Here is a 12,084-nt window from a genome sequence, read left to right on the forward strand (position 1 = left end):
CCCGCTGACGCACCTCGACCGAGTGCCGTGACGTTCCTGCCATGACTCCATCCTCCACACGCAATGGAGTCCCCATCAAAGCCGGGGCGGTTCAGACTGATTCGTGGTCAAGTGCACCCAGCCTCCAGCCACCGGCGCGGTCGATGGCCGTCTCGGTGAGTGACATGAGGGCTTCGTGGTGGTGCATGCGTTGCGACAATAGGCTAGCAATACATCCCATCTATATGGAAGAGCTCGGCCGCCGCGAGAACAAGCCGACCGGATGAAGTTCACCCTCAACTGCGCGGTCGCGGCCAGTCACGTTCGGCTGGACACACAGCTTGGAGGCCAGTCCTCCGATCTTGTCGATTCATCCCGTGTCCTTCGCCCGGCAGCAGCAACCTCCGACCGACCGTCGCGGCCGATCCGCTGAAGTACATTGAGCGCGGGTATCACTCGTTCGCGAACGCGGGACGTTGAACACGCCCCATTGGAAGTAGATGCCGAACTTCGCGTCCTGGAACCACTCCCCTGCCGGCGGGTGCTGGTCCACCGACGCCCGCGTGGGCGAGTAGCCGCTCGGGCCGACGGTGCTGCGGGCGGTGCCGACCCGCAGCAGGCCGGTCTCCGCAGCACCGGCCGCGGTGAGCAACCGTCGACGGGTGAAACCGTCGGTGAGGATGACATGACGGTAACCCTTTCTTCGAGCGTTGATCGCATTGCCGTTCGACATCGGAGACCCACGGCACGATGGACGGAGACACTCCGGCCGACGACGAGTAGGGGGCGAAGCCCGTCGACGGGTCAACGGTTCCGCGGTTGTCGCCGAGTGGAAGCGCGCCCTGAGGGCACGCAACGTGCCACTGGCGACACGGCCGTCAACACGGGCGGCGGGTGATGGGCGACATCCACCACCCGCCACCCGTGCTGAGTACACCCCCGTCCGCGCCTCCACGGACGTAAGGTGCCATTCGGTTGGCTCAAGGCCCTAGCCGGTTCGTCTGGTCGCTGCACGACCAGAGACCAGCCCGGCGCGGTTGGTCGTTCCACCGCTGGTTCGTGCGGTCAGGCGGTGGTGATGGTCCAGTGGTTGTTCGTGCTGCCGTTCGGCGCCCACATCATGACGTCCGAACCGGCGGTCGCGTTGCCGGCGCCGTCCAGCGCGGTGCCCGTGGCGCGGTTGATGATCTGGTAGCGGCCGTTGCCCACACCGCTGAGCCGCCACTGCTGGTTGTTGCCGCCGTTCCAGGGTGTTTGGGAGCAGGTGGCGCCGTTGGCGGCGTTGCCCCGGCTGTCGGCCACCATCCCGTTGGTCCGGTTGACGATCCGGTAATAGCCGCTGCCCGCGTCGACCAACTGCCACTGGAGGTTCGTGCTGCCGTCCCAGTTCCACTGCTTGAGCCGTGATCCCGACGGGACCGACCCACCGCTGTCCAGCGCCAGTCCCGTGGTTGCGTTGGAGATCCTCACCCAACCGGTGGGCACGGTACTGCCGCTGGTGTTCCAGTAGACGTTGTAATTGACACCGTGGGCGTCGTGGAACGGGACGAGGGCGACTGCGGAACCGTTGGCTGTGGCCATGAAGGCGAGACTCGTGGTGCTGGTGCGAGTGATGGACGCGGTGTTCAGCGAGGGCGGCGAGCCGAGTGTGGTGTTGCCGTAGTTGCCGGCGAGGACGACCGGACCGTAGGTGACGGCGGCGATGCCCGTGTTGTCGTTGGCCGGCCGCAAGGCCACCTGCATCGGCATCCGCACGGTGACGGTGTCGCCGGAGGTCCACGACCGGGTGAGCGTGGTGTAGGTGCCCGGTGTCGTGGCGACGCCCTGGGCGACGCCGTTGACGCTGATCGTCGCGCCGCTCGACCAGCTCGGGATGCGGACGCGCACCGACCACGTGCCACTGACGTTGCCGGTGAGCTGGAGTGACGTGGTGTCGCTCGCCGGGTAGGTCGTGGTCTGGGTGACGGTGATGCCTCGCCGGGTCCAGTTCAGCACCGACGGCGCGAACAGGTTCACGATCAGCGTCGTGTCGTCGTGGAAGTAGATGGAGTCCATGAGCTTGGTCTGGGTTTCCAGGCCGGTGCCCTGACAGCACCAGAACGTGCTGTAGTCGGTGCTGTAGCCGCCGTTCATGGAGGTGACGCCACGCCTCCCGCCAGGGTTGAGCGGGGTGAAGTAGCAGACGTGGCCATGACCGTCGTTCGGGTTCTGCTGGCCGATCATCTGGTTGACCAGCGCCCGCTCGTAGTAGTCGAACAGCTCGGCGCGATCCGGGTACAGCGTGAACAGCTCGCGCGTCAGGATGAGCATGTTGTAGGTGTTGCAGCTCTCGCAGGTGTCGTTGGTCAGGAACCCGGCGATCGCATGGGGTGGCTTGAAGTGCTCCCGCACGCTGTTCCCGCCGATGGCGTAGGTGTGCGCGCCGACCGTGAAGTTCCACGCGTTGGTCGCGATGTCGCGGTACCTGGTCGCGCCGCTCGCCTTGTATTCGCGCACCGCGCCGACCCACTTGGCGATCTGCGTGTTCGCGTGCAGGCCGTCGAGCCGGTCGGTGTTCGTCGCGAGAGGGTCGAACACCACGGCGTGGTCGAACCGCTGCGCCACGGCCAGCCAACGGGTGTCCCCGGTGACCTGGCACAGGTCCGCCAGGACTGCGTTCATGCCGCCGAACTCCGTGTTCAACACGGACTGCATCTGCGCGTAGCCGAGGCGGGCCGTGCGCCAGTCCACCCAGCCTGCCATGTCCGTGACCACCCGGAGGGCCTGGGTGCTGCCGGTCAGCCGGTGGTGGTCCAGCAGGCCCGCCATGATCTTGTGGAGCGTGTACCAGGGTGCCCACACCCCCTGGCCGCTCTCCAGCCGGTCGAAGAAGTTCTCGGGGAACGCCGAGAGGTAGCCAGCGTGGAAACCGCGGTTCGGCGACGCGGCCTGACATGCCGCGAGTGCGTTGGCCAAGTAGTCGCCCTTCGACCGGTACTGCGCGTCACCGGTGACGGCGTACGCCTGCGCCAACGCGGACAGCACGTGACCCGTCGAGTGGCCGCGCAGTTCGACGCCGGGCGCCTCCCAGCCGCCGCAGGGCTGGGCCGAGCTGGGCAGACCGGCGTTGAGGCGGAACGTGTGCAACAGCCGGTCCGCGTCGACGAACCTCAGGTACGCCAACGTCCGGTTCTGGTTGTCCAGCCAGCGGCCCGCCGTCAGCCGCACCTCGCCGAGGTCGAACGGATGGGCCGAGACCCCGATGTCGGGTCGGGATGCCGGAGCAGCGTGCGCCGGAACCTGACCCACAGCGGCGACCGCGGCGGTGGCCATCCCCGCTCGGAACAGGGTCCGGCGGTGGATGGGTGGCTGGTTCGTGCTCATCGCGGCCTCCGTACGGATCACGACGTCGGTGTTGTGCCGAAAGGGCGGTTGCGGGCCGGCGGGGTGTGAGGGCCTTCGGCGGATCGGTGTGTGCTTCGTCGCCCACGCCGGCACCGCAGACCCCCACTCCCGTCACCCGTGTGCGGTCAGCGGAGTTGCCACTTCTGGTTGGCGCCGTTGTTGCACGTCCAGAGGACGATCCTGGTGCCGTTCGCGGTGCCGCCTCCGTAGGCGTCCACGCACAGCCCGGACTGCACGCTGGTGATCGTGCCGTCGGGGTAGACGTTCCACTGCTGGTTCGTGCCGCCGTGGCAGTCCCAGATCACGGTCTGTGTGCCAGGGCTGGTGCCCGCACCGTAGGCGTCCAGGCACTTGTTGCCGTAGACCACCAGTTGCTTGCTCGCGGTGTGGGTCCACCGCTGGTTGGTGCCGCCGTGGCAGTCCCACAAGTGCACTGCGGCGCCGTTCGCCGTGCTCACGCCGCTGACGTCGGCGCACCTGCCGGACTGGACGGAGGTGATGCTGCCCTGCGGGGTGCTGCCGCCGGGTCGCTTGAACAGGCCGAACTCGGCGATGGCCGGTGCGGCCCTCGACCCGGTGATGCGCAGCCGCACCTGGCTCGCGGTGACGGGGGTGGCCAGGCGGACCAGCTTCTTCTGGCCGATCGTGGTGTCGGTCGCGATCTGGTTCCAGGTGCTGCCGTTCCAGGCGTCCACCGAGTAGGAGTTGACACGCTGGCCGAAGTTCAGGTCTTCCTGCACGGACAGGACGTCGAAGGTTCGCGCCTCGGGCAGGGTGAACACCAGCCCACCGGTCGTGGCGGTCGGCAACCAGGAGCTGTCCAGGTTCCCGTCCAGTGCCAGGTTCGGCGTGCGGCCCGCGACGTTGCTTGTGCCGCTGTTGTTGGCCACGGTTGCTCCGGCGGCGAGGTTGGTGCCGAACGTCCCGGTGAGCCTGGCGTTGAACTGGGTCAGCACCGTCACCGCCGACTGGTCGAGCACGCCCTGCCGGTTCGGCGACACGTTCAGCAGGGAGTTGCAGTTGCGGCCCACCGAGCCGTAGTACATCTCCTCCAGCTCCGGCACGGGACGCCAGGTCTCGTTGGGTTGCCAGAACCAGTTGTGGCGCGCGGACAGCGTCCCGTTGCACTCGCCGGGCGACCACTTCAGGTAGTTCCAGGCGCTGGTGCCGTCCGCCTTGCGACGGGACAGCAGGGCGTCACTGCTCAGATCGGGGGCGCCGTTCCCGCCGGGTGGGTTGACGATGTTGTCGGCGGCGATCGCGGCGTTGCCGACGTAGGGCACGACCGACGACTCGGACTGGCGGGCGTAGCCGTCCTCGTTGCCGATCCAACGGACGTCCGGCCCGCCGTCGTTCAACATGACCGCGTTGGGCTGGAGCGCGCGGACGATCTTGATCCAGTCGAGGAAGTTGTAGGGCTGGGGGCGGCCGGTGGGGTTCGCCATGTCCCACCAGATCTCGTCTACCGCGCCGTACCGAGACAGCAGCTCGTAGAGCTGGTTCTCGAAGTACGTGTTGTAGTCGTCGGAGTTGAAGTTGAACGACACCCCGTTGACGATGTCCGCCGGGTTGCTGGGGATGGTCACCGGCCGCTGCGGGCTGCCGTTGGCGAACCGGCCGCCGGCCAGGTTCTCGTGCAGGTCGGCCGGCGAGATGTAGATGCCCACCTTCATGCCGTACTTGTGCATGGAGTCGGTGAAGTTCTTCACCACGTCGCCTTGGCCGTTCTGCCAGGCGGTGTCGGAGGCCACGTCGAAGGTGGTGTACCGCGAGGGGAACAGCGAGAACCCGTCGTGGTGCTTGGCGGTGAGGATGGCGCCCTTGAACCCGGCGTCCTTCAGCGAGGTCACCCATTGGTCGGTGTTGAGGCCGTGTGGCTGGAAGACGTTCGGGTCTTCGGTGCCGGTGCCCCACTCCCGCCCGGTGAACGTGTTCACGCCGAAGTGGATGAACGCCATCCGCTCCAGCCGCTGCCAGGCCAGTTGCCGCGGTGTCGGCCTCACGTCCGCGGCGTTGGCGATGATCGTGGCAGGTGAGTCGTTCGGCGTGACGGGGACGACCTGGGCCGGGGTCGCCGCGAGGGCGGTGCCCGTCGTGGGCGCGGTGGCGACGACGACGGCCAGCACGGACAGTACCGTCAGCGCCCGACGGGTGAGGGCCCGCTGTCCGGTGGGTGGCCTGCGTCGCTCGGAGGCCTGCATGTGAGGGTCCTTTCTGGTGGAGGTACGACCGGGCGCGGGGATCCGCCGACGTGGTCTGGTGTCGGCCGGGTTGATCCCGGTCAGCTGCGCAGGCTCCACTGTTGGTTGGCGCCGCCGTTGCACGACCAAGGGATGACCCTCGTGCCGTTGGTGGTACCAGCGCCATTGGCATCCAGACACTGGCCCGATTGGACAGAGGTGATGGTGCCGTTGGCGTTGCGGTTCCACTTCTGGTTGGCACCGCCGTGGCAGTCCGAGATGACGACGTTGCCACCGCTTGCGTCCAGGCACTTGGTGCCGTACACCCGCCACTCCTGGCTAGCGGTGTAGGTCCAGCGCTGGTTGCCGTTGCCGTGGCAGTCCCACAACTGCGTCTGAGTCCCGTTGGCGGTACCGGCGCCGGCCACGTCGATGCACCGGCCCGACTGCTGACCGGCGATCATCACGTTCTGGCCGGGCGACGGGCTCGTGGTCGTCGTGCTCGTCGGCGGGTTGGACCCGAACTGCGCGAAGAAGTTCCGCACCACCCCCGATGGTCCAAGACCTCTCGTGGGGGTTCATGTCGCCGGCGGAGCCGTCCCATGGGCCGGGTGTGTGGCCCGCGTCGAACGGGGCCCAGACCACCGGGTACCCGGCACGGCAACCCGAGTAGGCGGTGACCGTGTGGGTCAGGCTGCCCACCGCCGGTTCCGGCGGGTTCTGCGGCGTGCAGCCGTTGTTCCTGACGAACGTGTCACGCAGCGCCCGTCCGTTGGAGATCGGGAGCACACCGTCCCTGAGGCCGTGCAGCCCGATGTAGCCGACGGGTTGGGTGCCTCCGCTGCACCCGGACAGCTGAGCGGCGCCGTAGACCGCCACCGCGCGGAAGATCGTCGGCCGTGCGCACGCCAGTGCGTAGCTCATCGCGCCACCGAAGCTGAAGCCCAGGGCGAAGCGCTGCGTCGTGTCGATGCACAATCCCGCATCGAGCTGCCTGATCATGTCATCGACGAAGGTGACGTCCTCCCCGCCCGCGTTGCCCCAACCGCCGCCGAGGCCCTGCGGCGCGACGAAGATCGTGGTGGTGTTCTCCAATGCCCTCTGCCCGTAGTAGGACCAGGGGTACCCGCTGGTTCCACCGGAGTCGACGCCCTGCATGTCGCTGCCCCGCATGTGGAACGCGAAGGTCAACCGGTAGGCACGGTTCGCGTCGTAGTTGTCCGGCACCCTCAGGATGTAGCTGCGGGTCTTGCCGCTGCTCTGGACCGTACGCGCTCCGCTCGCGAGCGGGGCCTTGCCGCAACCGGCGGTGGTCGCCGCGGCGGCCGACGGGGTGTTCACCGCCACGGCGGCCAGTGCCCCCGCGGCCATCATGGTGACGGATGCCAGCAGGGCCGACAGCCTTCTGAGTTGTCCTGTCCGGACACGACCAGGGGCGCGCTTCACAGGTCCATCTCCTCGTTCGTCGGGAATCGACGGGTTCACGGCAGGGTCCAGCGCTGGTTGGTGCCACCGTGGCAGCTCCAGATGATCAGTTGCGTGCCGTCGGCGGTGCCGGCCCCGTTGGCGTCCAGGCACTTGCCCGACTGGGGGTTCACCAGGGAGCCGTTGGCGCCGGCGGTCCAGTTCTGCCCGCCGGTGCCGTTACAGGTCGACAGGTGCACCTGGGCGCCGTCGGTGGTGCTGCCGCCCGCGACGGTCATGCACTTGTCGAGCGAGCGCAACGTGTTCCCGTTGACGGTCCACTGCTGGTTGGCGCCGCTGCCGCAGGTCCACAGCTGGATCTTGGTGCCGTCGGCGCTCGATCCGCCGTTGACGTCGACGCACTTGCCGCCAGGACCGGTGATCCGCCCGGTGCGGCCGCCCGTCGACGTGCCGAACGTGAAGGCGTCCACGTCGAACAGGTAGCCGGTGCCGCTGCCGGCGAACGTCAGGTACAGCGTGGTGGTTCCGGCCGGGACGCCCGCCAGGGTGGCGGACACCTCGGTGAAGGTCTCCCAGCCACCGGTGACCGGCACCGTCGCCGTGCCGAGCACGGGCCCGGTCGGCGAACCGGTCCGCACGGACAGCGTGCCGCCCGACCCGGCGGAGGACACCCGGGCGGTGAACCTGGTCTCGCCGCCGAGCGCGTAGGGCTGGAACGCGATCCAGTCGCCGTTGTGGATGTCACCGACGGCCTTGCCGCCCTCCGCGGGGACCTTGTCGTACACGGCGGTGCCCGACTGGCTCGAGTGGTGCTCGGCCTGGCGGTGCCGGGGCTGCAGGACGTGTTGCGTGTGCGTGGTGACCGGCGGCTGGCCGTTCGCGCCGAGGTCGGTGTACTCGGCGTCGAACACCGCGTACAGGTTCGCCGCCGTGTCGTGCTCGCCGTCCACCGGGATCTGGAGCGTGCCCGAGCAGCCGTTGCGCGAGGTGATCAGGTGGCCGTGGCTGTCGTGGCCCAGCAGGTAGCTGAGCTTCACCCGGGTGCAGTCGATCGTGCCGTCCTCCGGGTCCGACACCGTGATCGTGTACGGCACGTTGTCACCGAAGTTGAACACCGATCCGGCCGCGGGCGTGTTCAGCGTGACCGTCGGCGCGGTGTTCCCGACCGTGATCACCACGCTGCCGCTACCGCTGCGGCCACCGGGGTCGGTCACCGTGAGGGTGGCCGTGTACCGGCCGTTGGCGGTGTAGGTGTGGCTCGGGTTGGCGGCCGTCGACGACGTGCCGTCGCCGAAGTTCCACGCGTAGGTCAGCGCACCGCCCTCCGGGTCGGAGGAGCCGGCCGACGAGAAGGCGACCGTCAGCGGTGCGGTGCCGGAGGTGGGGTTCGCGCCAGCCCGTGCGGTCGGCGCCTTGTTCCCGGCCGGGTTGTACTCGATGCGGTAGAGCGCGGAGTACTCGTTCCCGCTGCCCCAGCCGGTGCCGTAGTCCAGCACGTACAGGGCACCGTCCGGGCCGAAGCCGGCGTCGATGACCTGGGTGCCGCGCCACGGGAACTCGTTGATCTGCCCCGCCGACCCGTCGGCGTTGACGTCGACGGCCCTGATCCAGCGCCGGCCGAACTCGGTGGCGAACACGTGCCCGTCCAACTCGGGCGGGAACTTGATCGACGACGGGTTGGCCGCGTCGTACCGGTACACCGGCGCGCTCATCGGGGACTCCGACCCGCAGCCGAACGCGGCCACCGAGCAGTTGTCGTACTTGATCCAGGCCGGCTTCGCCGCGGGCAGGTTCATCAGGCCGGTGTTGCGTGGCGAGTTGTTGACCGGCGCGGCGCAGTTGTACCGGCTCCCGGAGGGCCCGGATGGGAACGTGTACTCCACATAGGTCTCATTGGTGGTGTTGCCACCGGTGCAGTACGGCCAGCCGTAGTTGCCCGCCGAGGTGATCCGGTTGAACTCGACCTGGCCGGCGGGGCCGCGGGTGCTGCTGCTCGTGCCCGCGTCGGGTCCGTAGTCGCCGACGTAGAGCGCGCCGGTCGCCTTGTCGACGTTGAACCGGAACGGGTTGCGGAAGCCCATCGCGTAGATCTCCGGCCGGGTGTTCGGCGTGCCGGGTGTGAAGAGGTTGCCGGCCGGGATCGAGTACGACCCGTTCGCGTTCACCTTGATCCGCAGCACCTTGCCGCGCAGGTCGTTGGTGTTGGCCGAGCTGCGCTGCGCGTCGTAGGCGGGGTTGCGGTTGGTGCGCTCGTCGATCGGGGTGTAACCGCCCGACTCGAACGGGTTCGTGTCGTCGCCGGTCGACATGTACAGGTTGCCGGCCGCGTCGAAGTCGAGGTCACCGCCGACGTGGCAGCAGATGCCCCGCGTGGTCGGCACGTCCAGGATCGGCACCTGGCTGGCCATGTTCACCGTGTAGTCGGAGTTGAGGGTGAACCGGGACAGCCGGATCACGCCGTTCCACGCCGAGAAGTCCGTGCCGGTGGCCGGGGCGTCACCGCCCGGGGTGGACAATGGCGGCGAGTAGGAGAGGTAGATGTACCGGTTGGCGGCGAAGTTCGGATCCGGCACGACGCCCTGGAGGCCGTCCTCGTCGTGCGTGTAGACCGGGATGTTGCCGATCACGCTGGTGGTGCCTTCGGCGGTGGTGCGGCGCAGCGTGCCGTTGCGGGCGGCGTGCAGCACCGAGCGGTCCGGCAGCACGGCCAGCGTCATCGGCTCGCCGACCTCGCCCACCCCTCGGGCCAGCTCGATCTGCTGGAAGTCGGCCGGGTTCACCGCGTGCGCGGCGGCCGGTGGCGCGGAGCCGATCATGGTCGTCGCCGTGCCTCCGGCGACGAGGACGGCGGCGGCGAGTGCCGCTCTGAGTCGGTATCTCATGGCAGGGTCACACCCTCGTTCCGGAGTTGGCGGCCTTCGGGAGGCACGGTTCGTGCTGACGCGTCGGTCAGATCGCGGTGATGGTCCAGTGGTTGTTGGGGCTGTTGTTCGGCGCCCACATGGCCGTGTTGGAGCCGGCGGTGGTGTTGCCCAGGCTGTCCAGAGCGGTGCCCGTGCCGCGGTTGACGATCTGCACGCGGCCGTTGCCCACAGTGGTGAGGCGCCACTGCTGGTTGTTGCCGCCGTTCCACGCCGCCTGCTGGCAGATCGCGCCGTTGGCGCTGTTGCCCCAGCTGTCGGCGACCATGCCGTTGGTGCGGTTGACGATGCGGTACCAGCCCGACCCCAGGTCGACCAGCTGCCACTGGAGGTTGGTGTTGCCGTCCCAGGCCCACTGCTTGAGCCGTGAACCCGAGGTGACGTTGCCCCCGCTGTCGAGGGAGAGCCCGGTGGCCGCGTTGGTGATCCTGGCCCACCCGGTGGGGTTGGACCCGCCGTCCAGGGTGGGGATCTGCCCGGAGAACGTCAGCTTGACCACGTAGGCGGAGGCGTTGAACGGCGGGGTGGTCGAGGGCATCGTGATCTGCAGCGCCGAGCCGGTCTGGGCGCGGTTGGGCAGGTCGACGTACGAGCCCGCCGTCGAGCCGAGCAGCTGCACCCTGGTCAGGTTGGTCAGGTTGATCCGGTTCGAGTTCAGGGTGGTGATGTTCAGCGTGCTGCCCGGCCAGCCCATCACGGTGGCGTACAGCACGGTGTTGTCCTTGCTGCGGGTGAACCGGATGTCCCGGTTGGTCCCCTCTCGCGGCTGGACGAACGAGCCGCCACCCATCTGCGTCGGCCCCTCGCCGAACGCCGTCCAGGCGCGGGTGCCGTAGACCGACTCGCCGAAGCGCCTGAGGTAGTCGCCCATGCCCAGCAGGATCGTCCGCTGTCCGGTGGGGATGGTGCCGTCCGCCATCGGGGCGATGTTCAGCAGCACGTTGCCGTTCTTGCTGACCCGGTCGACCAACGAGTGCAGCATCGCGGCCAGCGAGTAGTAGCCGATGCCAGCGGTGTAGCACCAGCTGGAGCTGGAGATGCTGTCGTCGGTCAGCCAGTACGGGTTTCGCATCCCCGCCGGACCACCGCGCTCGTAGTCGAACACCGAGTTCCGGTCGTTCAGACCGTCCTTGTGGGTGGTGACCACGTCCCTGTTCCAGGCGACCGCCTTGTTGTAGTAGTAGGCCAGGAAGTTCAGCCGATGCGTCTCGTTGATGTACTGCAGGCCGCCGTCCTGCCAGATGAGGTCGGGCTGGTAGCCGTCGATGACCTCCTTCAGCCGCTCGTACCACAGCTGCTCGTGCGTGCCCCAGCCGAGTTGGCCGTACAGCTTCCTCAGGGTGGCGGTCGACTGCTGCGGCGCCTGGTCGAAGTAGCCGCTGAAGTGGTACATGTGATGCATCGACACCATGAACTTGAGGCCCTTGGCCCGGATCGCGTTGGCGTGCAAGCCGACCAGGTCGAGCTTCGGTCCGGTGCGCACCGAGTTCCACTCGTTGACGGTGCTGTTCCACATCGAGTAACCGTCGTGGTGCTCGGCCACCGGCCCGGCGAACTTCGCGCCGGCGTCGACGAACAGCTGCGCCCACTCGTCGGGGTCGAAGTTGCCGCCCGCGGACTTCAGCTTGGGCGCGAACTGCACCCAGTTGCCCGCCTTGTCCCGGGCGCCGTTGATGAAGTTGTGGTACGGCCACGCGGCGGGGTCACCGTAGACCTGCTTGTGGTGGTTGTTCTCCGGCGAGCCGTTGAGGTACATGCTGCGCGGGTACCACTCGTTGGCGAACGCCGGGACGCTGAACACGCCCCAGTGGAAGTAGATGCCGAACTTCGCGTCCTGGAACCACTCCGGCGCGGGCGGGTGCTGGTCCACCGACGGCCAGGTCGGGGTGTAGCTGCTGGGTCCAGCGGTGGCCCAGGCCATTCCGGGCCGCAGCAACCCGGTGGCCGCGGCGGCCCCGGTGGTGACGAGGAACAAGCGACGGGTGAACTGGTTCATCGGCTCGGGCATGGCGGTGCCTTTCTCACAGGAGGAATCGCGCCGTCGGGGAACGTGCTTCCGTTGTGGCTTAACTCGATCGAGCACCCAGGGTGAATTCGGGTAGGCGTACGAGCTCGCCGCCCTTGAGCGCGGACTCGTGCGCGCAGAGGCCGACGCACGTCCAGTTGGCCGAGCGGCGGGCGTTCGGGAACGGCTC

The 12,084-nt window shown here is 68.3% G+C and carries 7 protein-coding genes; all 7 read right to left on the bottom strand.

The genetic code is table 11. From position 1 onward, the window contains the following. Positions 1 to 349 precede the first annotated feature (349 nt). The gene (locus AB0K14_RS40575) at positions 350 to 712 is read right to left on the bottom strand and encodes an alpha-L-fucosidase (protein ID WP_360466325.1); all 363 of its coding nucleotides are present in this window, start codon (positions 710 to 712) and stop codon (positions 350 to 352) included. Positions 713 to 1,044: 332 nt separating this feature from the next. Beyond that, positions 1,045 to 3,342: a beta-L-arabinofuranosidase domain-containing protein gene (locus AB0K14_RS40580; protein WP_360466322.1), complete on the bottom strand. Its 2,298-nt coding sequence runs from the start codon at positions 3,340 to 3,342 to the stop codon at positions 1,045 to 1,047. Between the two features lie 146 nt (positions 3,343 to 3,488). Then, positions 3,489 to 5,564, bottom strand: coding sequence for an RICIN domain-containing protein (locus AB0K14_RS40585; RefSeq protein ID WP_360466319.1), 2,076 nt, complete (start codon positions 5,562 to 5,564; stop codon positions 3,489 to 3,491). Positions 5,565 to 5,644: 80 nt separating this feature from the next. Beyond that, the gene (locus AB0K14_RS40590; RefSeq protein WP_360466328.1) at positions 5,645 to 5,971 is read right to left on the bottom strand and encodes an RICIN domain-containing protein; all 327 of its coding nucleotides are present in this window, start codon (positions 5,969 to 5,971) and stop codon (positions 5,645 to 5,647) included. Beyond that, complete coding sequence (locus AB0K14_RS40595; protein ID WP_360466331.1) at positions 5,883 to 6,917, bottom strand: hypothetical protein; 1,035 nt, start codon at positions 6,915 to 6,917, stop codon at positions 5,883 to 5,885. The genes AB0K14_RS40590 and AB0K14_RS40595 overlap by 89 nt, the downstream gene beginning before the upstream one ends. Before the next feature lie 107 nt (positions 6,918 to 7,024). Then, positions 7,025 to 9,850 (bottom strand): PQQ-dependent sugar dehydrogenase, encoded by a 2,826-nt coding sequence (locus tag AB0K14_RS40600; RefSeq protein ID WP_360466316.1) that lies wholly within the window; start codon positions 9,848 to 9,850, stop codon positions 7,025 to 7,027. Positions 9,851 to 9,917: 67 nt separating this feature from the next. Next, positions 9,918 to 11,897: an alpha-L-fucosidase gene (locus tag AB0K14_RS40605; protein ID WP_360466313.1), complete on the bottom strand. Its 1,980-nt coding sequence runs from the start codon at positions 11,895 to 11,897 to the stop codon at positions 9,918 to 9,920. Positions 11,898 to 12,084 lie beyond the last annotated feature (187 nt).

This window comes from Actinosynnema sp. NPDC050801 (genome assembly GCF_040673975.1).
Taxonomy (GTDB): domain Bacteria; phylum Actinomycetota; class Actinomycetes; order Mycobacteriales; family Pseudonocardiaceae; genus Actinosynnema.